20 protein-coding genes are annotated in these 22,789 nt (G+C 52.6%); 12 read left to right on the top strand and 8 right to left on the bottom strand.

Annotated elements, in window-relative coordinates; genetic code table 11:
* The first annotated feature begins 102 nt into the window (after nt 1-102).
* The 5 genes from Poly59_RS26785 to Poly59_RS26765 all read left to right on the top strand — a co-directional run bounded on the left by Poly59_RS26785 (nt 103) and on the right by Poly59_RS26765 (nt 5,675).
* Nucleotides 103-1,005 (top strand): universal stress protein, encoded by a 903-nt coding sequence (locus tag Poly59_RS26785; protein ID WP_146537175.1) that lies wholly within the window; start codon nt 103-105, stop codon nt 1,003-1,005.
* Nucleotides 1,006-1,048: 43 nt separating this feature from the next.
* Nucleotides 1,049-2,023, top strand: a complete 975-nt coding sequence (locus tag Poly59_RS26780) for a universal stress protein (protein WP_146537174.1) — start codon at nt 1,049-1,051, stop codon at nt 2,021-2,023.
* A 90-nt stretch (nt 2,024-2,113) separates the two neighbouring features.
* The gene (locus Poly59_RS26775; RefSeq protein ID WP_146537173.1) at nt 2,114-3,673 is read left to right on the top strand and encodes a bifunctional aminoglycoside phosphotransferase/ATP-binding protein; all 1,560 of its coding nucleotides are present in this window, start codon (nt 2,114-2,116) and stop codon (nt 3,671-3,673) included.
* 223 nt (nt 3,674-3,896) lie between these two features.
* Nucleotides 3,897-4,493, top strand: a complete 597-nt coding sequence (locus tag Poly59_RS26770; RefSeq protein WP_146537172.1) for a hypothetical protein — start codon at nt 3,897-3,899, stop codon at nt 4,491-4,493.
* A 177-nt stretch (nt 4,494-4,670) separates the two neighbouring features.
* Nucleotides 4,671-5,675, top strand: coding sequence for an Acg family FMN-binding oxidoreductase (locus Poly59_RS26765; RefSeq protein ID WP_146537550.1), 1,005 nt, complete (start codon nt 4,671-4,673; stop codon nt 5,673-5,675).
* 63 nt (nt 5,676-5,738) lie between these two features.
* Here the strand turns inward: Poly59_RS26765 and Poly59_RS26760 are convergent, their stop codons facing one another.
* Nucleotides 5,739-7,319, bottom strand: a complete 1,581-nt coding sequence (locus tag Poly59_RS26760; protein WP_246151957.1) for a thioredoxin/cytochrome c biogenesis CcdA family protein — start codon at nt 7,317-7,319, stop codon at nt 5,739-5,741.
* Between the two features lie 370 nt (nt 7,320-7,689).
* Between Poly59_RS26760 and Poly59_RS26755 the strand changes: the two genes are divergently transcribed.
* The gene (locus Poly59_RS26755) at nt 7,690-8,214 is read left to right on the top strand and encodes a hypothetical protein (protein ID WP_222436177.1); all 525 of its coding nucleotides are present in this window, start codon (nt 7,690-7,692) and stop codon (nt 8,212-8,214) included.
* On the opposite strand, the gene Poly59_RS26750 is transcribed toward Poly59_RS26755, so the two are convergent.
* The 3 genes from Poly59_RS26750 to Poly59_RS26740 all read right to left on the bottom strand — a co-directional run bounded on the left by Poly59_RS26750 (nt 8,171) and on the right by Poly59_RS26740 (nt 10,707).
* Nucleotides 8,171-8,806, bottom strand: coding sequence for a DUF21 domain-containing protein (locus tag Poly59_RS26750; RefSeq protein WP_261343572.1), 636 nt, complete (start codon nt 8,804-8,806; stop codon nt 8,171-8,173). The two genes, Poly59_RS26755 and Poly59_RS26750, sit on opposite strands and share 44 nt — an antisense overlap.
* A gap of 181 nt (nt 8,807-8,987) precedes the next feature.
* Complete coding sequence (locus Poly59_RS26745; RefSeq protein ID WP_186776543.1) at nt 8,988-10,139, bottom strand: PDZ domain-containing protein; 1,152 nt, start codon at nt 10,137-10,139, stop codon at nt 8,988-8,990.
* A 49-nt stretch (nt 10,140-10,188) separates the two neighbouring features.
* Nucleotides 10,189-10,707, bottom strand: coding sequence for a DUF2267 domain-containing protein (locus Poly59_RS26740; protein ID WP_222436176.1), 519 nt, complete (start codon nt 10,705-10,707; stop codon nt 10,189-10,191).
* Between the two features lie 169 nt (nt 10,708-10,876).
* Here Poly59_RS26740 and Poly59_RS26735 point away from each other — a divergent pair, with 169 nt between their 5' ends.
* Nucleotides 10,877-11,821: a PAC2 family protein gene (locus tag Poly59_RS26735; RefSeq protein WP_146537168.1), complete on the top strand. Its 945-nt coding sequence runs from the start codon at nt 10,877-10,879 to the stop codon at nt 11,819-11,821.
* A gap of 47 nt (nt 11,822-11,868) precedes the next feature.
* Here Poly59_RS26735 and Poly59_RS26730 read toward each other — a convergent pair whose 3' ends face one another.
* From Poly59_RS26730 to Poly59_RS26715, 4 genes are all read right to left on the bottom strand, one after another.
* Nucleotides 11,869-12,339: an Hsp20/alpha crystallin family protein gene (locus tag Poly59_RS26730; protein WP_146537167.1), complete on the bottom strand. Its 471-nt coding sequence runs from the start codon at nt 12,337-12,339 to the stop codon at nt 11,869-11,871.
* Nucleotides 12,340-12,487: 148 nt separating this feature from the next.
* Nucleotides 12,488-12,880 (bottom strand): Hsp20/alpha crystallin family protein, encoded by a 393-nt coding sequence (locus tag Poly59_RS26725; RefSeq protein WP_146537166.1) that lies wholly within the window; start codon nt 12,878-12,880, stop codon nt 12,488-12,490.
* A gap of 67 nt (nt 12,881-12,947) precedes the next feature.
* Nucleotides 12,948-13,373, bottom strand: a complete 426-nt coding sequence (locus Poly59_RS26720) for an Hsp20/alpha crystallin family protein (protein ID WP_146537165.1) — start codon at nt 13,371-13,373, stop codon at nt 12,948-12,950.
* A 48-nt stretch (nt 13,374-13,421) separates the two neighbouring features.
* A complete protein-coding gene (locus tag Poly59_RS26715) occupies nt 13,422-13,679 on the bottom strand; it encodes a hypothetical protein (protein ID WP_146537164.1) in 258 nt (85 codons plus the stop codon).
* 453 nt (nt 13,680-14,132) lie between these two features.
* Between Poly59_RS26715 and Poly59_RS26710 the strand changes: the two genes are divergently transcribed.
* The 5 genes from Poly59_RS26710 to Poly59_RS26690 all read left to right on the top strand — a co-directional run bounded on the left by Poly59_RS26710 (nt 14,133) and on the right by Poly59_RS26690 (nt 22,643).
* Nucleotides 14,133-17,051 carry a chemotaxis protein CheB gene (locus tag Poly59_RS26710; protein ID WP_186776542.1) on the top strand — a complete coding sequence of 973 codons (2,919 nt, stop codon included), beginning with the start codon at nt 14,133-14,135 and terminating at the stop codon, nt 17,049-17,051.
* 108 nt (nt 17,052-17,159) lie between these two features.
* A complete protein-coding gene (locus Poly59_RS26705; protein ID WP_146537162.1) occupies nt 17,160-19,157 on the top strand; it encodes a sensor histidine kinase in 1,998 nt (665 codons plus the stop codon).
* A 91-nt stretch (nt 19,158-19,248) separates the two neighbouring features.
* A complete protein-coding gene (locus Poly59_RS26700; protein ID WP_246151956.1) occupies nt 19,249-20,283 on the top strand; it encodes an NAD-dependent epimerase/dehydratase family protein in 1,035 nt (344 codons plus the stop codon).
* 328 nt (nt 20,284-20,611) lie between these two features.
* The gene (locus tag Poly59_RS26695; protein ID WP_146537161.1) at nt 20,612-21,064 is read left to right on the top strand and encodes a c-type cytochrome; all 453 of its coding nucleotides are present in this window, start codon (nt 20,612-20,614) and stop codon (nt 21,062-21,064) included.
* Between the two features lie 127 nt (nt 21,065-21,191).
* Complete coding sequence (locus Poly59_RS26690) at nt 21,192-22,643, top strand: hypothetical protein (RefSeq protein WP_186776541.1); 1,452 nt, start codon at nt 21,192-21,194, stop codon at nt 22,641-22,643.
* Nucleotides 22,644-22,789: the final 146 nt, after the last annotated feature.

The raw sequence follows: 22,789 nt of genomic DNA, 5'->3' as shown, positions 1-22,789 counted from the left end.
AGACTCACTCAATCTTTGTTAGCCCTGAGGTTGCACCCGTTTTGCGTTCACCGTGAAGTTCGTCGTCAATTATGCAGTTGAGTTCACCAAAAGGAAACGATCATGAGAAGAATCTTACTTGCCACCGACGGTTCCGATTCATCCTTGAACGGTGCTAAGTTCCTCGCGCACCTGCCGCACGATGAAACGATCGAATTGACGGTAGTCTCAGTTCTGTTTGTGCCCGGCCAAGATAAATCCAATCTGGTTGGCGATTGGATCGCGACTTGTCTTGAACAAGAGCGAACAACAGCGAAGGAGACATACGCAGCGATAGAAGCGATCTTCACCGGCGCTGACGTTCGTCTGAAGTCCATTATTCGTAAAGGTCGTCCGGCCGAGACGATCGTCTCGATTTCAAAAGAGATTCATGCCGAGATGGTGGTCATTGGGGCAACCGGGCATTCCGCGGTGACTCGCATGTTGTTGGGCAGCACTAGTGACTACGTGGCAACTCACGCCCCCTGCAGTGTATTGGTGGTCCGTTCAACCGGCGGGCTTCGCGGAAAGCATCCATTGCGTGTCGCCATCGGCTACGAACCAAGCGGACCGGCTCAAGCAGCGGTGGAAGAGTTTGCAGAATTTCAGTGGGGCGCCCAAACGGACGTCCAAGTGGTTACCGTGAATCCTTTGTACAACGAACGCGAGGAACAGCGTCGGGCTGAAGCCGCAGACCTAGCAGCCGAACAACTTTTACAGTGTGCGGAAAGATCCACCGGACGTGTCATCAAGAATGATCATGTCGGCGAAGGATTGGTGAAGTTCGCTGAGGTCAACGACATTGACTTGATGGTAGTCGGCGAAACTCCGCGTACCCGGTTAAGCCGAATACTGATGGGCAGCATGACTCGGTTTGTCCTCCGGCACGCGCCCTGCAGCGTCTGGATTACCCGCAACCGGATGATCCACGGCTTTCACGACAAGCACGAAATAACAGCGAGTGAATCGGCAAGTTCCGACTCGTAATCGCACAACGCGAGTCAATCAACCAGTCAAAGCGAGGATAAAAATGCAACGATTTAGACACATTCTGGTGTACGCCGGAACCGACCAACCGGAAGTCGCGGTCACGCGTGCCGCTCAGTTGGCTCTTGAAAACAAGGCTTCGCTAACGTTGATGGACGTCGTCAAGCCCATCCCCAAATCGCTCGGCATGATGACGGATGTCGCTAAGCCAGAAGAACTCGAAAAGCTTGTCGCGGCTGACCGACGGAGGCGTCTGCTAGACTTAGCCAGTGACGTTTCCGACACAGGATTACAGCTCGACGTGGCGGTCGCCATCGGTGATCCGGCGACGGAAATCGCTCGGCAAGTGATCCGCGACGGGCACGACCTTCTAGTCAAAACGGCTGATGGATTCTCACCGGCGGGCCGACTGTTTGGCAGTGTGGCGAAGTCACTGCTACGGCTTTGTCCCTGTCCCGTTTGGTTGTTGAAGCCGCAAATTCACGGTCAGTTTGACCGAGTCTTGGCAGCCATCGACGTTGAATCAGACGATAAGAATCATGGTGATCTGAACCGGAAAATTTTGGAACTCGCTTACTCGATCGCCCAACGAGACAACGCGAAACTGCATATCGTCGCCGCGTGGCAATTGTGGATGGAAGAATCGATGCGGCGACATGCGGGAAACGCCGAGGTCGATTCTATTCGCAAAGACCACGAAGCGAAGGTTCGTAAAGCGCTCGACGAGTTGCTGCAGGCACCCTTTTCACAAGCCGACGACATTCAACTGCATTTGCGTCACGGATCAGCGGCGTCGGTGATCCGCAGCGTTGCCGATGAAATTGAGGCCGACTTGTTAGTGATGGGTACCGTCTGCCGAACGGGCGTTGCAGGGTTCCTGATCGGCAACACTGCAGAGACCGTCATTCCGGACGTGACGTGTTCGCTATTGGCACTCAAGCCCGACGGGTTCGTTTCTCCGGTGCAAATGGCGAGTGTCGTTTTAGTCGAAGATGACGAGCCGTTGCCTTTGCTGTGAGCGATCGAGTTTGTCGCGATTGGTTAGCAGTCACCTGCTAAATTTGCTTTGCGTTTGTCATTCTTTCATCCCATTTCATCGGAGCCTTCCATGTCTGCCCCAACTGAAAAGGCGATCAGGACGGAAACGCTTGTCGAAGGCTTGTCAAAACCCGGCGCTTACCCGCACCCGGTCGAAGGGATCATTGAAGTTCAAGAAACTCATATTTCAATCGTGTTCTTGGCTGGCGAATTCGCCTACAAGATTAAGAAGTCAATCAAGACGAACTTCCTCGACTACAGCACGCTAGAACTCCGACGTCACTTCTGTCATGAAGAAGTCCGGTTGGATGGCAGATATGAAAACGATTTGTATTTGGGTGTCGTACCAATCTGTTTGCACGAAGGTCACATTCAGGTCGATGGTTCTGGAGAACGCGTCGAGTACGCGGTCAAGATGCGACGATTCAAGCAAGGTTCGTTGCTTAGCGAACAAATCAAGAACGGAAAACTGACCACTGCAGAAGTCCATCAACTCGCCGACAACATCGCCAGCTTTCATAAAGTCGCTGCGATTTCTGACACCACGGATCGGAACACTTGGCCCGACTTTTTTGTCAAGAACCTTCATCAGATCGTTCTCTCGCTGCAATCCAAACTTGATCGCGAGACCGTCGCTACGTTGAAAGCTATCCATCGTTGGACAGATGACTGGTTGAAACAGAACTTCGCAACGCTTGCAAAACGTTTGGACGACGGATTCGTCCGTGAATGCCATGGTGACTTACATCTTGGGAACGTTGTCCATTGGGGCGATCGTTTGGTTCCGTTTGACGGTGTCGAGTTTAACGAAGAGCTTCGCTGGATCGACATCCTAGCTGACGCTGCGTTTCTGCAGATGGATCTAGCTTTTTGCGGGCATTTGGATTTGTCGCGAACATTCATGAATCATTACCTAGAAGGTACGGGCGACTATGATTCACTCGACCTGATTCGCCCGTTTCTGATTTACCGTTCGTTAGTACGTGCGTTAGTGGCAACGATCCGCACCGACCAGAGCCATTTAAAACCTAGTGACCGTGAATCCGCGATGCGAGACGCTCGCAAGCACGTCCAATTGGCGCATCAATTCACTGCGGAAGAAAGAGCACAGTTGTGGATCACTCACGGCGTTAGCGGCAGCGGAAAGACGACTCTCAGCGAGCTGGTCGTTCAACGACATGATGCCGTCCGACTACGTAGTGATACAGAACGCAAACGAATCTTCGGTTTGCTTGCGACCGACCGACCATCAAGTGAACAAAAGACGGAGCTGTACAGCGAAGCGTCCAGTGAAAAGACTTATGCTTATCTAGAAGATCGAGCAAGCCAAATCCTACGAGCGGGCTACAGCGTAATCATCGATGCGACCTTTTTAAGACAACGTGACCGTGAGCGGTTTCACGAATTGGCCACAAGCGAAGGTGTCCCCTTTGCGATTCTTGATTGTCACAGCGATGAACAAACGTTGCGACAGCGCGTTGCCGACCGAATGTCTCAGAACCAAGATGCTTCGGACGCCGACTTGCGAGTACTTGAACATCAACTCGCAACGCATCAACCGCTGACGCAATCCGAACTCAGCCACGTCGTGGATGTCCCCGATCTGGTACAGGTCGCTGCGCATCTATGATGCAAGCCGTCTATTCAGCCGTGACGATCCCCTGCGAGTGTGCCGTTCGGATTCGAAAACTTTTCATACGCTACCGTCGACGTCCTTGGATTGCTATTTCCGGCTGAATTGGCAGAATTTCTAGTCTTGCCGCGGTTATTGACGGTACTCGTATAGGTTCTGCGACTCCATTTGCTAGGTTAACCAAACTCAAACCGAGTTCCGTCAGCAAAGAGCACCCGACATGTCCAATCGCCTCGGTCCATTGCTCGACGAAATCCAGGAGCTCGAGAGAATCGTCGCCGAGAAAGTTCAGCAAACAAAGAAAACGCTGACATACGAGATCGAGCATGGGCGCGCGGTGTTTGATATCGATGTGCGATCGCGGCACAGAGCATTGATGAAGCGTGCCTGGCGCACGATTTTTGAGTCGTCATTTTTGACGATCGCTACTGCGCCGTTTATCTATGCATTGATCCTTCCCATTTCAGTGCTGGATCTATTTGTCACGGTGTACCAGACTGTCTGTTTTCCGATCTACAAAATTCAAAAAGTGAAGCGACAGGATTACGTCGTTGTCGACCGTCATGCATTGGCCTACTTGAATGTGATCGAGAAACTAAACTGCGTCTACTGTGGTTACTGTAACGGCGTACTAGCGTTTTCCCGCGAGATCGCTGCCCGAACCGAACAGTATTGGTGCCCGATCAAGCACGCTCGCCGAGCCAAGGGGTGCCACAGTCGGACCTGCCTGTTCTGCGAATTTGGTGACGCGGAAGACTACGCCGAAAATCTGCAGAAGCTGCGAAACGAGTTTCACGATCTTCAAGCTCGATTGTAAGTCACGCTTGAAACGTGTGGCGTCGATGCATGATAAGAAAATGCAACGTCGAGCCGAAGTGTTGATCGCAATCCTGTTCGCAGGCAATCGTTGGCACAAACCTTGCAATTGTTCATTGCAAGTGCTGTGACGTGTCATCTCGCAGCAGATCGACTCTACTTTTTAGGCGACGATTCCATGGACACTGCGACCGATCCAAAATTGACTGATTCGCTCAATCACCGACTTCACGACGCTATACGGTACGCCGTTATGGCTCCGTCGAGCCACAACACACAGCCATGGGCGTTCCGTTTGAAGCCCGGCCAAGTCGAGTTGTTCGCCGATCTTACGCGCGCGTGCCCTGTTGTTGATCCGCACAATCGTGAACTGACGATCAGTTGCGGTGCGGCACTGTATCATCTCAGGCTTGCGATGAACAATGATTCGCTCGCCACCTTGGTTCGGGTGCTTCCAGCGAATGATGACGAGGACCTGATCGCTCGTGTGTTGGTAGCAGGTCCGCACAACCCAAGCGATGACGAACGAGTCCTGTTTGATGCGATTCCCAAGCGCCGAACCAATCGGTTTCCGTTCAGCAAGCAAGCGATCGATTCCGATCGGCAAGCGGAATGGATTGATGATGCCAAGTCGGAACGAGTTTGGATTCATTTGATTCATTCGGATCGTGAAAAGCACGCAGTTGCCGACTTGGTTTCCCAAGGCGATAAAATACAAGCGAGCGACAAACAATTCTGTCGTGAACTGGCGAAATGGGTTCATTCCAACAGCAGTTCGCGGCGTGATGGGATACCGGGTTACTCGCAAGGAATTAGTGACCTGGCGTCGCACTTTGGTTGGCTCGCCGTTCGCACGTTCGATTGGGGCAATGGACAGGCCGCCAAGGATCGGCAACTTGCCGAAGGATCACCCTTGCTTGCCGTGATCGGATCCGAGGCAGACACTCCTGCCGACTGGGTCGATTGCGGGCAAGCACTCGCAAAGATCACTTTGCGTGCCGCTTCCTGTTCGATCGATGCGTCGTACCTGAACCAACCGATCGAAGTTCCCAGCCTGCGTACCAAGCTTGCCAAGTCGATCGGAGTCAACGGGTATCCTCAACTCCTGCTTCGTTTGGGCTACGGTAGTGAAGTCAAACCCACGCCCCGGCGAAGTGTCGATGAGGTGATCATGGCTCCGTAGACGCAAAAATTTAGTCCGCTGATCATGCCGCGCCGAAACCAACACTCGGCGGCGGCTTTCGCGTCAGTGTCCCCATGTCAGCCAGGATGGGAAGAAAATCATGGCGATGCCAAGCAACAGTATTACAATCCCGCTGATCAATTTGAGCCATCGTCCTTCTCGTTCTTGCAGTTTACGATGCGATAGCGTCGCGACAACGATTGTCAACAAAATGGTATCGTCGAGCATGTAGGCAGCGATGTACAACGCGAGGTAGGCATAGTTTTGCCAAGCCGGCAACTCCTGCAACGTCAGCACCTGTGTATACAGCGCGGGCAATCCCGCTGTGCAAAGCAGTTCGACCGTATTGACGACGACTGCCAAGACAATCGCTCCGCCAATGGCGGCACCGATATACTTCGCCTCGACAATTTGTCTTACCCGTCGATAAAGACCGGGTTTTTGGCTATCTGGGATCGACAGTGAGATGCCTTGCTTGAATGCAAAGAAGTCTTTGACGTTCACGACTCCGATAAACAACGCCACTAAGCCTAAGACGATCTGTACCGGTCGAGCGATGCCAATCAGCAGAAATAGATTCAACCACGCTGCCATGAATGCGTAATAAGCCAACCCGCTAACCACGACAAAGGTACCCGCGATCAAGATGATTTTGCGACGGTCTTTGATGTTAACGAGCACTGACAACAAAAAGACCAAGATCCACATCGCACAGGGATTGAATCCATCGACGATCCCCACCGCAAATGTAAATAGCGGCAGTCCAAGATCGTCGACTTTTAGCTTGCCAAAGACAGGGACGTCGATGCTCTCTAGCGGATCGGTTTCTTGCAATGACTCCGATGCGATCGTGGCAGTCCCGATATCGTCGTCGCCAGCCTCTTCGGGCAGCTCGAATTCAAAATCGTCGCCATCTCGATTGTTTGCTTCAGCTTGCAGCGAAAGGTCGGCGAATCGCAGCATCGTACTTTTCGGCGAATTATCGGTCGCCGAACGACATTCACAGCGCTCGATCAGACGCTCAATCTGCACTCCCGTGACCGCGTCGCCCTGATATCCAATGATGACGTGTCCAGAAAAGTCAAATGTAGGCAATCCAGGAACACTGCCGCCGCCACGGCACAACGCTTCCCACCGCAGTCTCGCCACTGAATCCGCGTCGACTTCATGAATTTGCAACCGAATTGCCGGCCAAACCTGGTTGAGCTTTGACAGATACTTTTTCGCGTCGGCACATCGTGGACAAGTCGATCGAGTGTAAACATCCATCGTCAATAACGACTCAATGCTCGGCCCACTCGCTGCTGCACTTTCAAAACCAAAGTACATCCGATCGCAACAATGAAACGCCGGAACGCTCGGCTTTTCCCGCCCCGCCTTCTTGCTCAGTTCGTACAGTCGGGCGAGGTGGTCACGTTGTTTGACGACGTCATGCACTATCACATTCAATCCGGGTGCACGCCGCATCAATCCATCCGTGTACTGCCGTACCGCCTTTGCGGATGGCCGGTCTCCACGAACAAATACCTCCATGCACACAACGCGAACGTCCACCCTGGAAGACGACACTTCGTCCGCGGTTGCCCCTGGAATAGAGATCACCAGCAGAGCTTGGAAGATGATAAACGCAAAGAGATTTTTCACGGCCTTGGCCTTGGCTATTCAATCGGAACACCTTGTCGAAAGGTGCCGTTTTGGTTGGACATACGGTCTACAACTCAGCACACAATGAGTCTTCATGGCTCACTTCCATCACCCCAAATTGAATGCAAGTGCCGTTCCGTCGGCCATGAAATGGCGAAAGACGGCCAGCCAGCGGAAATGTGATCAAAGGTGTTGTTTCGACTTGTGCCAAAGCGGCCACTAAGCGAAATGTCCACTGCGCTGATCGGCACAGGTGTGCGGCGAGATGCGTCGGTGATCCTGGACGAGGATTGCAATTCGCAACTATGAACGCGGTTCATTTTGCGTGTTCGCAACTGAATTTGGTCCCAGTTTTGCACGTCCACGAACCATGGAACCTAAACCTTGCCATTCGAACTGTGACTGCGACCTCGTTACTCGGCTGCCGATACGCTTTTCCGCAGACGACTCTTGGGTCGTGTCTCGCCCATTCTTTCCTGGCGGCGAAACTCGCGTACGAAGCGTTTGCGACCGCGTTAATAAACTTTCTGATACTCAGGTCGCCGAAATGCTCGCCAGCGTGCAGGCCGACTTCGAATCGCGGCATCGGCATATGAACTTGGTGTGGCGTGACCACTTTAACGAAGCGGCAGAGCTTGTTCCCGGTTTAAGTAACGTTGATGATTCGCGGAAGCTACTTATCGGATCGTATTTCACAATGGAGTACGCATTCGCGTCGGCGGCGTTGTTCAACCCTTCGATCACTTTGCATCCAGACCAGAAGGGAATTGGTGAAAACTCGCTGCGATTCATCATGAGCTTGCGGTCGACCGGCGAAGGTCATGTGTCATCGATCGTCTTTCGCACTGGCGTCATTGGGCCGCAATTGCTCGAACGTCTTTCATCGGCGTCATGATGTCGCGTGCGCTGCGGTCATTGAGCACGAACACACGGTGAATCATTTGATGTTCGTCAGTTTCAATGTGCCCTGCTTCGTGACCGATGCGCACGAGTGATTGAATCTGCGGTTCGGTACCGATTCGCCGAGTACCGGGTGTCAATCGACCGGTCAACCAAACCAATGGCTTCACCAACGGAAACAAAATGCGCTCGCCGAAAAGAATTGCCGGCGCAAAGAGTCGAGCGATGAGAGGGGCGAAGTGATTGCCGATCGCTTTGGGAAATATTTCCGAGAATCCAATCGTTCCCAACGCCAAGACGATCGTCGCGATCACGACGCCGCCAGACGAGAACATCACGAACGCTTGATAGCTGACCAGCACTGGTCCAAGCACGTTGATCGTGTTCGTAGCGATGACACTCACCACGACCGCATCACGAATGCTAAGCTTAACATCGCGTAAAGATTCGGCACCGCAACGCCCGTGATACATCAATTTTCGAATTCTCGGCGTGTCACACGCAAAACGGCGGCGTCGACCGCCGCCATTAAACCGGACAAGAAGAAGATGACAGTCGTCACTGCTAGGAAAAAGATTGCCAACGATTGGCGCTTATTTGCGCTTTCTTGACATCGCCAAAACAGATGATATCGATACCCCGAGGCCGCGAAACGGTAACTATTGCAAACCGAATCGTCTTTTGCCTTCAATCATACACACCAAAATTAATCTGCGCATCCGTGGTGAACGGATCACCCCGCAGCATAGCATGCAACTTCATCCCGCATTACCGATAGTAGTATTGAACACCAAAAGGTCCGATGTAGAGTTGCGCGCCTGCTCGATAGTAGGGACGGTAGTATGATCGATAATTCGGATAGCGTCCGTAGTAACTGGAATACGGTATCGCACGAGGTACGTAGCCGTACCGATATCCGTAGTTCGGTCGATACTGATACGAATACCGATACGTGGGGCGATATCGGTATCCATCGTGACTGGAACGACTCTGTGCATCGCCTCGCCGCAGATCGTAGTCGACAAATTGAAAGAGTGCCGATGTGCCGTTCAGTTCAGAAACGTCGCCGGGCTGATGCTCGGTTGGATCCTGACTCTCAGCGTCCTCTTCGTCCAAGTCCAGATCGCCTTTGCCTTGCTTACGAATCGCATCTTGCAGCTCTTGCACCTTACGACGCAGGTCCGACATTTCCTGATGCCATGATGGAGGCGCAAACGAATCGGGGAATATTTCATCCAGTTCTGGGATTGGCATGCGATGGCTGAAAATCGGTGGTGCGACAGCCAACGCACCAAGCTTCACTTGACGCGGATTTTCAGTTTCACCCGCCAGCGTCAGCGTGATGCGATCGCCTGACTTGTGCGACTCGATCGCAGTGACCAAGTCCTTCGCTGATTCAATTTCCGTGTCGTTGATCGCTACGATCACATCGCCCTCCTTCAATTTTGCGTCGGACGCAGGGCTGCCGGGAATGACTTGGCCGATCTTGGCACCGACGTTCCCGTTGACCTCGAGGGTAACGCCCAACCAAGCTCGATCGGTTCGCTGAACCGTGCTACCTGACGTTGCCAAAACAATCTTCATTTCCGTCTCTTCGCCGTCGTGCCAGACTCTGACGCTGACTGCTGTCCCAGGATTTTGGGCATGGATGGTCGCAATGAGGTCGTCTGGTTGATCGATGGGCTCGCCATTAATCGCCATCAGGTAGTCACCGGGCCGAATACCACTTTGGTCGGCCGGACCGTCGACGGCAACAACCTCCACTTGGACGCCAACACCCGGACTGTCGGTGACCTCGACGCCAAGCTGAGCAAATTCTTGGTCCTCGGTTGGCACGGCTGGGATGGACTGGGCGATAACCAGATTCATCGAGACGCTGGGCAATAGGCAGATCAATAGGATCGCAGGTTTGGTCCACATGGTTTGGGTTCCTTGCATGATTCGCAGATAGACGGTAAACGGCAAACGACTACGAAAACAACTCACCAAGCGGCTTAGGAATGATGGCTTCGATATCGTTCATCTCTCCCTCGCTGACATGAGAGGCAACAATTTTCAACACGGCGATGGTCAGTTCTTCAACATTCACGTTTTGATCGGCGGAGAACGCTTTTGACACGTGCGCCAAGAATGCTTCTTTTGTGCGATCTTTGACGGGCACAAAATCAGGTTGCCATCCTTCGTAGAACATGCCGCGAATCAACATCGGCAATTGCGCAGCAAAGTCGGCGGTCTCGTGGATGGTCAAGCGGTCGCGCAGGGCGTGCAGCACCGCGCGCAAACCGTGGTAAGTCTTTTGCGCGTCATCCCATTGCAATTCTTGCATCAGTTCGTTGACCCACTGTTTTGTTTTCTGGACCGTTGATGCGAACGCGGCAACGCCCCTGTGCTCGCGCCCTGATGCTTTGGAATTGTCGCGTTCATCATCGGTGATGATGAGAAACTGTTCGACGCCATGAACGTTTCGATAGACCATTGTTTCAGCCATGATTGAATTCTCCGAGTGTTCGAATGGAAAACTGGGTCTCAGGCGAATGCAAGTTACGGACCAAAGTGGCGTAAGCAGTTCCAAACTGCAATTCTGCCGCAAACAAGCCCGATGCTGATGACACGCAAGGGCGCGGATTTTGCACCACTCGCTGCATGGAGGATTCGAAATGACAGATACACCACAACTTGATCATCCTTGGTTAATCGCCGTGTGGCCCGGTATGGGGCATGTTGCCTTAAGTGCGGGTTACTACTTAATGTCCAAGCTGGGGATGGTCCAATTTGCCGAGCTGACAGCAGGCGAACTGTTTGACGTTGACGCCGTCGTTGTCAAAGACGGCTTGGTGCAAAAGCCGCATCGACCTCGTAGCCGCTTGTTCGCTTGGAAAGCGCCGCCGGGTGGTCGCGATGTAATCGTTTTCATCGGGGAATCGCAGCCTCAACTTGGTAAGCTGGCATTTTGCGAACGGTTGATCGACTTTGCTCGTGACCAGGGTGTCGAGCGATTGTTCACCTTCGCAGCGATGGCAACTGAAATGCAACCTGGCAGCGAGGCGCGCGTATTCGCTGCCGCGACGCAACAGTCGTTACTCGATGCGGCGGTGCCACTGAATGTTCATATCCTCGACGATGGTCACGTCGGCGGACTCAATGGCGTGCTATTAGCAGCGGCAGCGGAAAAGGGGATGCCAGGATTTTGCTTATTGGGCGAAATGCCGCACATTTTCATGCAATTGCTGTATCCGAAAGCTTCGCTAGCGGTGCTACGCGTCTTTTTAAGTATGGCAAAGATCGATTTGGATCTAGCCGAACTGGCTCAACATTCTGAACAAACCGAACATCGGCTGGGACAGATTGTTGCCGAAATGCACCGGCGTTTAGAACCTGAGCCAGATCCTAGCGAAGAGACGACAAGCGAAGAGACAACAGGCGAAGAATGGAAACTGGCTTCGAAGATCTCGCCGGAAGACGAGCAGCGAATCAACTCGCTGTTTGAGATCGCAGGCCAGGATCGCAGCCTCGCATTTGAGCTCAAGAGTGAACTCGACAGGCTGGGGTTGTTCGAGAGCTATGAAGACCGGTTCTTGGATTTGTTCAAGAAACCCGAATGAGCTCGGTCTGATTTGTGGGCAACAGACCGAGCTGTTTTCGGGGCCTGCTACTTCGCCTGTACGGCAATGCGTTTTGATTTCGCCTCTTCGCCTTTCGGCAAATGGACTTCCAGAACTCCGTTCTTATATCGGGCTTCGATCTTGTCGGCTTCGATGCCCGCCGGCACACTCATCGCACGATAGAACTTTCCGTAGCTGCTGAATTGGCCATCGCCATTCTCGGTCGTGTGTTGCTCTGCCCTGTGTTCGGCTTGCATGACCAAGCGACCGGCTGAGAGACGGACGTCGATTTCGTCGGGCTCAAACCCAGGGGCTTCTGCACGGACGACGATTTCATCTTCGGCGTCTTTCACGTCACAGCCCCAGCCATTGTTCCAGGCGTCGTCCCAATTGCCACGCCACACATCATTTAGCATGCGATCAAAGTTGGCTCGGAACTGTGCCATTTCGTTCTTGGGGTCGACTTCCATCAATCCAGAGTCGCTTTGACGTTTCCGGGGGATTAGATTTTTAAACATGACTAAAATTCCTTAAGTTTGAAGGGTTGATTCGAAGGGTGATGGCGCTAGCTTTGGGTACTTCCTTAGTGCGGTATCATGGCGCCCCCGCAACTGTGCTGTCGGCTCAAAACTGCCCGTCTTTGCGAGACGGACCTGCGTGATTGGACTAGACCGCCTTCACGGCGATCCTTTTCGGCTTGGCCGCTTCGGCCTTGGGCAAGTGCACCACCAAGACGCCATTGTGTACTTCAGCGTTGATCGCTTCTGCATCGATCGCCTCTCCGATCGTGAAGGTACGTTGAAAATCACCAACGCCGTATTCCTGACGCAACACCTGCAAGCCTTCATTGCGAGCCGCTACCCGACCCTGAACGATAAGTTGCTCATTCTCGTAACGGATGTCCAAGTCGCCTTGGTCGACACCGGGCAAATCGCCGAAGAGCGTCAGTTCATTTTCGGTTTCCGTGATATCGAAACGAGGTTGAAACAACGGAGCCTGACGAGTCGGCTCGGCCGAGGATTGTGCGGGAGCCGTTTGGGTGAGTGTGGTTTCTGCCATGATAAATATCCTTGATCAAGTGAAGGTTCGTTCAATGGAATTGAAAGACTGAAAGCCTCTCATTTGTTCAGCCAGCCGCAACTTGAATCCGCCGCGGTTTCGCTTCGGGTCTCTTCGGCAGCGTGATCGTCAACACCCCAGCGACATACTCGGCCGTCGTTGCATCGCCATCAACAAGTGCCGGCAGCGAGATCATTCGCGAAAATCGGCCGAACGATCGTTCCTCGCGGTGCCGCGTCGTTGTTCCCCCGTTGGGCTGTTTCCGTTCTCCTTGAATCGTCAATTGATTCTCGTCATTGACAAACAGTTCAAAATGATCCAGTTCCATCCCGGGAATTTCAGATTCGACATACAAGTTGTCGTCGTCTTCCAGCAGGTTGATTGCTGGATACGCTTGCGAACGAGAAATCGAACCGCCGTCCCGACCAAACAATTGGTCCATCTCGCTTTGCAAGCGGTTGAGTTCACGCGGCCAAGTGAATTGAAACGCCATTGTGAGTCTCCAAAAATTGATAGTGAGTTGCCAAAGTCATGACGACTTTCATGTTTCGATTGATGAGCAAGACACGTGCCGAATGTCGTGGCTGTGCTCCGAAAATGCGAGTTCTCGTAGTTCTTTCCGGTCGATCTTTTGGAACCGGTCCGAGCCAGCCCAAGGGTGGTCCACATTGTCAGAGGCCACGGTGATGGCGCTGCAATGAGCACAGGCGATTTCTTTACCAAGCAGTTCGATCCGCACTCGCATGCCACGACCGCAAACGGAACAGTCTTGGTTGAAGTAAACTAGGCCTTGATTCATCGGGAGCCTCCGGTGCGATAGGAAGAGGTGATGCGAAGTGGCGTTCATCAGAGGTGTGTTTAGGAAATGTACGTGGCCGATGGACGCCGCCCAGTCGCGAACGACCCAATCTCGATGTCAGGTTTATCCTGATGCATGTACATGCACTGAAATTGCCTTGACGGCTCTTCGCCGAACAGTGCGGTCCAGTGCTCGCGGATCGAGCATCTGTTCTTTAGCGCATCGCCGAATGACGTTCGATCGCAAAAAGCAGCAATTTTGCGAATGCATGTCACGAAGATTTGCTTGTTTCGGAAAAGCTTTTTCACTCTACACTCGTAGAATCGTTCGGTCCTGATGAGTGCCAAAAAGAACAGCGCAGTGCGAAGTCGCGCGCCCGGTGGGAGCAACGTTTGGGAAAGGTTAAACTTCTGCCAGCAAATCTGTGTGGCAACATTTCTTGGGACGACAACTTTGACGAAGGACAAACCAACGACCAGGCGATTTCCGATTGTCGGCATCGGCGCTTCCGCCGGTGGCCTTGAAGCACTCGACGAATTGCTTGACCACTTGCCACCGGATACCGGCATGGCTTTTGTCGTGGTCACGCACCAACATCCCTCGCACACCAGTCTGCTGCCAGAGTTGCTTGCTCGTGAAACCAAGATGCCGGTTGTCCCCGCGACAGATGGAATCGAACTACAGCCCAATCATGTCTATGTCGGAACACCTGGTGGACGATTGACGATCCGCAACTCGATGCTGCGTCGAGTTGAAGACAACACGCAATCAGTCCGCTTGCCAATTGATTCCTTTTTCCGATCCTTGGCCGCCGATCAAAAAGAACATGCAATTTGCATTGTGCTTTCAGGCACCGGCACCGACGGCACGCTGGGTTTGAAAGCAATCAAAGCTGAGTCCGGGATGGCGATGGTTCAACTGGTAGATTCAGCCAAGTACGCTGGGATGCCATCCAGCGCCGAATCGACCGGATTGGCGGACTACGTTTTGGCGCCGGCCGACATGCCCCCGCAACTTGTTGCCTATGCACAGGGACCTTATCTCAGGGATGCTCGGCTGTCCGGTGATGCATCGTCCACCGACCAGCCGGTGCAAATCGAAGCAAAGCCGATGGAGAAGATTTTCCAACTGCTGTGCAAGCATACGGGACATGATTTTTCCGGATATAAGGCAAATACGATCAGGCGTCGAATCGAGCGACGGATGAACGTCCATCAGATCGAGAACCCGGAAGACTACGTTCAATTTCTGGATCAAAACACGCACGAAATCGAATCGCTGTTTAAGGAACTGTTGATCAGCGTTACTAGCTTTTTTCGCGATCCAGAATTATGGGATGCGTTGGCCAGCGGACCGCTGCCTCAGCTACTGAAAACCGCTGGTTCTGACACAACCATTCGTGCCTGGGTTCCTGGCTGTGCAACAGGCGAAGAGGTCTACACGCTAGCGATGGTGATGCGCGAGTGTTCAGAGAAACTCAAACTGCGTTTGAACTATCAGATCTTCGGCACCGACTTGGACAGTGCCGCGATCGAAACAGCAAGAATGGGCCGCTTCGCCGCTGGTATCACCGAGGATGTTTCGCCTGAACGTTTAGACCGCTTCTTTACTGACGATAACGGACACTACACCGTTCGTAAGGAAGTTCGCGAAATGGCGATTTTTGCACCACAGAATCTAATCAAGGACCCACCGTTCACGAAGCTTGACATCATCACATGTCGGAACTTGCTGATCTATTTGGACGCCGATTTGCAAAAGCAACTGATGCCAATCTTCCACTATGCGCTCAAACCCGGCGGACTGTTGGTACTGGGTTCGTCCGAGACGACCGGAAATTATTTGGAATTGTTCGAGACGGTCGATAAGAAGTGGAAGGTCTACCGGCGCAAGGAAACTGCTCCTGCAATTCATCGCATTCCTGCAATGCCCGCCGCAAAGAACTCTGAGGATTTACTCGGACCCACCGCTTCGAACGCGGTCTCGCAAGTTCGAGAGCCTCAGGTTGCGGCGTTGTTGGAGCGCGTGGCATTGGATCGCTTTTGCCCGACGTTCGTTGTCGTCAATAAGCAAGGCGACCTGGTGCATGTGCATGGCCGCACGGGTGACTATTTCGAGTTGGCGCAAGGCCACGCACGGACAAATGTTCTGGACATGGCACGCGAAGGATTGCCGCATGAATTGGCAACGATCATGCGACTCGCTTCGACCACCGAAGACGAAGTCATCCGCAGCAATGTGCGTGTAAAAACCAATGGTGACTTTACCTTGGTTCGGCTTGTTGCCAAAAGAATCACATGTCCCGAGTCGATTGGCGGTTTGATTTTCATCACCTTCCAACCTGTTGAAACCGCTCACCCGCCCGCATTCGCGGACGAGACGATAGATGGATCCGTCCTCGGTCAAATAGGCGACAGCGAAGCACTGACTCGCGAGCTGCAGTTTCTGCGTGAGACGCATCAAGCGACGTTGCAAGAGTTGGAAACGTCGAACGAAGAACTGAAATCTGCCAACGAGGAATTGCAGTCGACCAACGAGGAAATGCAAAGCACCAACGAAGAGCTAGAGACATCGAAGGAAGAGATGCAATCGCTCAACGAAGAACTAACGACGGTCAATGTTGAGTTGCAGTCCAAGGTCAACGATTTGTCACAAGCAAATGATGACATGCAAAATCTGCTCAACAGCACCGACATCGCCACGGTCTTTCTTAACGACGACTTGCAGATCAGTCGTTACACCGTCCAAGCTCCGCAAATCATTTCCTTGCGTCCGACGGACGTGGGGCGACCGCTTAGTGATCTGAACTCTAATTTGAAAGACGTCGATTTGATCGGCGATTGCAAGGCAGTTCTCGACACGCTGGTGCCCAAGAAACTGCGTGTTGAAACGGTCGACGGTACTTGGTACTTGATGCGAATCATGCCTTACCGCACGACAGACAATGTGATTGACGGCTTGGTGCTGACGTTCGTCAATATCCAAGAATTGAAGGCAGCCGAGACGGCCGGCGAAATGCGGACGTACTTCGAATCGATCTTCAACACAGTCAGAGAACCACTGGTCGTGCTGGACGAAGAATATGCTGTAATCTCTGCGAACCAATTCTTTTACGACACATTCAAACTGCAATCGAACGAAGTCGTTGGCCAGTCGCTGTACGAGATCAAAGGTGGTGCGTGGAACCTGCCTAAGCTGAAGCAATCATTCGACGAAATCATATCAAAGGATACGACCATAAAGGATTTGGAAATCGAACAAGATTTCGCAGACCTGGGTGAAAGGAAGTTTGTGCTTAACGCTAGACGACTAAGCAGCCTTGTTACCTTCCCTGGACGATTGTTGTTGGTAATGCAAGAAGGTCCTAAATGACTGCCGAAAAGCGGAACGATCAACCCACCGCCAACCAACATCGTCAACTTGTCAATTGACCGGCACTGCAAACAGCAAACATGACTTTTGGCCAAGGCGAAGAAGAGCATGAACGAACCATCTGAATCCCTCCGTCGTCGTGCCCTGGCGCTACTTAAACGCTCCATTAAGGATGCGGCAGAAGTGCCGATTGCGGAAATGCCGAAACTACTTCATGAACTTCAAGTTCATCAGATGGAACTGGAGATTCAAAACGAGCAGTTGCGGCAGACACAGCTCCAACTTGCCGAGTCCCGTGACCGATATTCCGATCTGTACGAGTTTGCGCCGGTCGGCTACCTGACGCTCGATCGACAAGGTGTCATCCAGCAAGCCAACCTGACAGCCGCAACGATGTTGGATGTCGAGCGAAAACACTTGAAAGGACGTAAATTCAGCGAATTTGTCAGCAACGATTCTCAGGACACGTGGCATCTGCATCGGCGAACAGTTTTCGCAGAGCCTCTCTCAGCGGCGTGCGAACTACGGATGAAAGCCGTAGAAGGCGTGCCGACTTCATTCCTTGTGCAAAGTTTGGCCTTTTTCAATAACCAAGGAAAGCTGGAGCAATGTCGTACGACAATTTCGGACGAATCGGAACGAAGAATCGCTTTTGACGCACTGAGAAAGCTAAACATCAACTTGGACGATTCACTTTCGGAAACGTCGAGCCAATTGGATCAGAGCATCGACCGATTGCGACTTTTGTCCGAAGCGATGGCCCACTTGGGTGAAGGCGTGATGATTACAAGCAACAACCTGGAATGGCCCGGCCCTGTAATCATTTTTGTCAATGAAGCAGTCTGCCGGATGTCCGGTTACGGACCAAACGAATTGATTGGCAAATCGCCCCGCATCCTACAAGGTGAAGCAACCCAATCCGATGCATTGCAACGACTTCGTTACGAGTTGAAAACGCATGGGGCCAGCCATGTCGAACTCGTGAATTACCGCAAAGATGGAACGCCCTACGATGTTGAACTGTTCATCACAGCGCTTTTTGACGCAAACGGCAAACGAACAAATTTCGTTTCAATCCAGCGTGACATCACTCACCGAAAGCAAGTTGCCGAAGAACTACGACGCCAACACGAATTCAATCACAACATCGTCAATACGAGTCCATATGTGACTTTAGTGCTGGATTGCAAAGGCCGGATCGTGGAGTTCAATCCGTACTTGCAAAAAATCACTGGCTATAGTTTCGATGAGGTCAAGGGTCTTGATTGGTTCGAAACATTCTTGCCTGATGTTGATTGCCGAGTAATTAAAGACTTGTTTGAAAATGCTTTGGCGGGCAAACTGCCAAATGGAAACGTGAATCCTATCCTCACCAAAGACGGAGAAATGCGATACATCGAGTGGTATAACTCACAGCTAACTGACTCAAACGGTCAGCTGATTGGTTTGCTGTGTACCGGCCAGGATGTCACGGGGCGGCGCAAACTAGAACGCCACGTCTTGGAAATTGCCAATGAGGAACGGCGGCGTGTTGGAAATGATTTGCACGACGGAGTGGGTCAGGAATTGACGGGACTTTCGATGCTCGCCGACTCGTTGGTCATCGCGCTTTCACGCGACTCGCGACCGGAACTGGCGATTGCGAACAAGATTAAAGTCGGGTTACAGCGAACCCTTGCTCAAGTGCGTGCTTTGTCGCGAGGCATGAATCCTGTCGATATCGATGCTGAAGGATTGATGTCAGCCCTGTCCGAAATGTGCATTCAGCTCAGCGAAGTCGATGGCATCGACTGTTCATTTCAGTGTGACAAGCCGGTTTTGTTAAGGGACAACGAAACCGCAACTCAACTGTTCCGGATCGCGCAAGAGGCGACAACCAATGCGATCCGTCATGCGCATGCCGCGCATGTCCGGATTCTTCTAGAACGCACGGATCAACGTGTCGTCTTGCGAATCATTGATGACGGACGCGGTATCGAGACGAGCGATCCGCCAGCAACGGGAATGGGCTTACGAACGATGGCCTACCGAGCAAGGATGATTCAGGGCGAGCTAGACGTTCATCCGGTCGATGTCGGCGGAACGGAAGTGGTGTGTTCGGTGTAAGTATACTTGGAAGACGTGCCCGGCGACGGCACACAGTTTGCTTAAATTGCCCGCTTTGATGTTCGTCTTGTCACTTGCGGAAATGTTCATCATGCCACACGCTCTGGTCACTGGCGCTAGCGGATTCATCGGCAGCCATCTGGTGCAGCGGCTGCACCAAGATGGTATTCGAATCACTTGTCTGGTACGTCCGACGTCAGACCGCAGCCGACTTATTCCGTTCGATCCCGAGTTCAAAATTGGCGACGTGAGTGATCCTGAGTCGCTTTGGCGAGCCGTGAAGTCGGTTGATGTTGTTTTTCATCTAGCGGGCGCGACTAAAGGACTGCGTATTGGCGATCTCGAACGAATCAATGTGGGTGGAGTGCGAAATATGGTTCGCGTGTGTGCCCAATGCTCCAATCCGCCCACATTGATTCAGGTCTCTTCACTCGCTGCCGCGGGACCCACCGATGCAAATCGAAATCGAATCGAGTCCGATCTACCGACGCCGGTTTCCAACTACGGGCACAGCAAGTTGGCCGGCGAGTACGAGGCAATTCGGCTAGCCGCCAAAGTTCCGATCACAATCATTCGTCCGCCAATCGTACTGGGTGAAGCGGACCGCGACGGCCTGCCTCTGTTTGACAGCATCGCGCGCTGGAATGTGCACTTCGTGCCTGGTATGTCCGACGAGCTGTTCTCTGTGATTCATGGCGATGACTTGGCCGAAGCTCTGATCCTTGCCGCAAAAAAGGGAAGCCGAGTTCAAGCGGATGGGTCGGCCACAGGTATCTATTTTGTATCTTCGAAGGAAACGCCCACCTACGCAGAACTCGGTCAAATGATCGGCCAGGCGGTCGGTCGCGACCATGTCCGCATCATTCACAATCCGAAACCCGCCGTCTGGGCGATTGCCACGATTAATGAAATAGCCAGTCAAGTTCGCCGGCGTCCTCATATCCTGGGTGTCGATAAAGCGCGCGAAGCAACCGCCGGATCTTGGGCCTGTGATGCAAGCGCTCTGAGACGCGACACCGGATTCGCACCACCACATTCGCTACGACAACGATTGGCACAAACGGCGAAATGGTACCGCGATCAAGGTTGGCTTAAACGAATGGGTGAGCCAGCACTGCAGTGTTGAAATCGTCAGCGTGAATCCTCATTCCCGCTTACTCGCATTACATAGTTAGGAATAAAGCCGCAGCCACGCTTTTGCGCAAGACCAATAGCAACGCCTTTCACAGCGTACGGAAATTCCCTACATAGAAAATAGCAATTTTCCACTTGGCCACTTGAATTGAAAACGCAATGATTCTAACACTCGCCCCATGAGTGACATGCCACCGTGCCCCGTGGACCCACTCATGCGGGCGAGTTTCTTCGCTCCTTATCAGACCAACGCAAAGCGGTACACGGCTTGCATGGCAAACGTTCTTCAGTGAAGTCCGTTTTGCACAAGGAGTCGTACCATGAAGCATATCCGTATGGTCATAGGCATTGCGTTTCTTACGTTTGTTGGATGCGCGCCCGACCCAAAGTCAGGAAAAGGGTTCTCCTTACCGGAAGGTGATACCGAGCAGGGTCGACGCACATTTGCAACGCTCAATTGCCAAGCGTGCCACACAGTCGCAGGTGTGACATTCGACGATGCCGAAACGTCACCAGATCAAAAGATTATCGCCCTCGGCGGTCCAAAAATAAAAGTTCAAACTTACGGCGACCTAGTTACTTCGATCATCAATCCATCCCATCGTTTCGCCGAAGGATATGCCGAAGATGACGTAGCGACCGACGGCCAGTCCAAAATGCGATCGTACAACGATGAACTCACGATTCAGCAACTGATCGACTTGGTGACTTTCTTGGAATCACGCTACTCAGTCATTCAGTACGATCGGACTCCCTATGCTCCCTACTACTAATTCTGGGAACTGCCTTACCATGTCCCTGTCCAAACAACACGTGTGCGCCGGAGTCCTTTGCAGCATTCTGTTCAGCGTTTCATGCTGTTCAGTTGTCGACGCGCAGTCGACGCCCCCACCCCTTCAAATGAGCGATTCTGCTTGGCGAGACATGACGACATGGCTTCCGCGTTCTGCAAACGCGGTCCTGGCGATTGACGCCGAGGCGATGTTTCAAAGTGAAATTGCAGTTCAGAACGACTGGCGTGAGCTCCACGCCGAAAATTTTGATCGCAATCCAACGATGTTGCCGCCGCCCACGGAAAGGTTCGTGTTGTCAACCGAACTCGATACTGAACATTTCGAGCCGACTCGCGAGTTGGCAGTGATCTCGACATCGACTCCGGTCGATTTTATCGAGATTCAGAAACAGGTTCAGGGCGAAGTCGACACGATTGCTGGGATGCAAAGCATTCACACCGTTCGTGACAGCTATGTGGTCCCGATCAACCAACATTTGGTGGCGTTGATCCGTCAGGGTTCACGTCAGTGGGCCGCGCAGCAATTGAAAGACGGACGCGACCGGACCGAACCGCAACTGTCACAAATATTGGCGGACGCGGTCGAACAAGTTGCTAGCGGAGTCTCGCAGATCGTGGTCGCTGTTGACTTAGCCGATGCAATTCCGCGTTCGGCGATGACGGTTGCCATCGGACGCAGCGGAGTGCTGAGCAATACTGCTTTGCACTCGAATTCGCTTGTTGACGAGATGACGACACTGCAAGGTTTCGTTTTTTCGATTGACCTCGCTGAAAAGATGAACGGAAAACTTGAAATGGTATTCGCCGCGGAACCCACGCAACTCGCCACCGTTACCAAACCAATCATGCTAGAACTGCTCGCTAGTGCCGGAGCGATTCTGCCCGAGTTCAAACAATGGCGTGCCGTGTCTCGCCCCAGGCGAATGGCACTGCAAGGCGAATTGTCCGTTGCGAGTTTGCGACGTGTCTTGAGCTTACTGGTCGTCGAATCCACTGGTTTTGAACCGGAGACGTCAACGGTCGAGACTGCAGCAACCTCGAGAACCGGATTTAGCCCCGAACAGATTGAGAAACGAGCGACGACGAACTACGTGAAGCGAGTGATGCGATTAGCCGAATCGGTAGTCGCGTCCGGGAATGCCAATAGCTTACGAGAGCAAGTGCTATGGACCGATCGCAGTGCCAAAGCAATCTCGCGGATGTCAACAAGGAACGTCGCCTACGATGTCGCCAAACTTGGGCGTCGAATCGCCTACGAAATGTTACGAATTGTTTCGGTTTACCAAGAAGCGGATCAGAATGCCCGATCGAGAATTGCATCCGAGAATCCACCACCGGTTCAGTGGCACACAGAAATGACTCCTTATCGAACGTTTGTCACGCCTCAGGGAAGGTTCTACCGATATCGGCCGTTCAGTTACGCACAAGTGTTCGCCGAAGAGAATGCGATTCATAGCCGACAGATCATCTCGGAAGAACTTGCCAAGGCTAACGAAAAGGCAAAGGAAATCAGTGCAAGGATCGAAAGCGGCGTCCTGCAATTGAATCGGACGCAGTAGCGACAAGTTCATCGTTCGCAGCCGTGATCCTAGGCGCCCGTGTGGTTAGGCCGAGCGATCGCGGCGCATCGGATAGGCCAAATTAGCTAGGCAATCGGTGGTCTCCGGCAAGCCGCCAAGCTCGATACAGGGATCATATCGGGCGA

The sequence above is a fragment of the Rubripirellula reticaptiva genome (assembly GCF_007860175.1).
In the GTDB taxonomy this organism is placed as follows: domain Bacteria; phylum Planctomycetota; class Planctomycetia; order Pirellulales; family Pirellulaceae; genus Rubripirellula; species Rubripirellula reticaptiva.
This window is presented reverse-complemented; position numbering and strand designations above follow the sequence as displayed.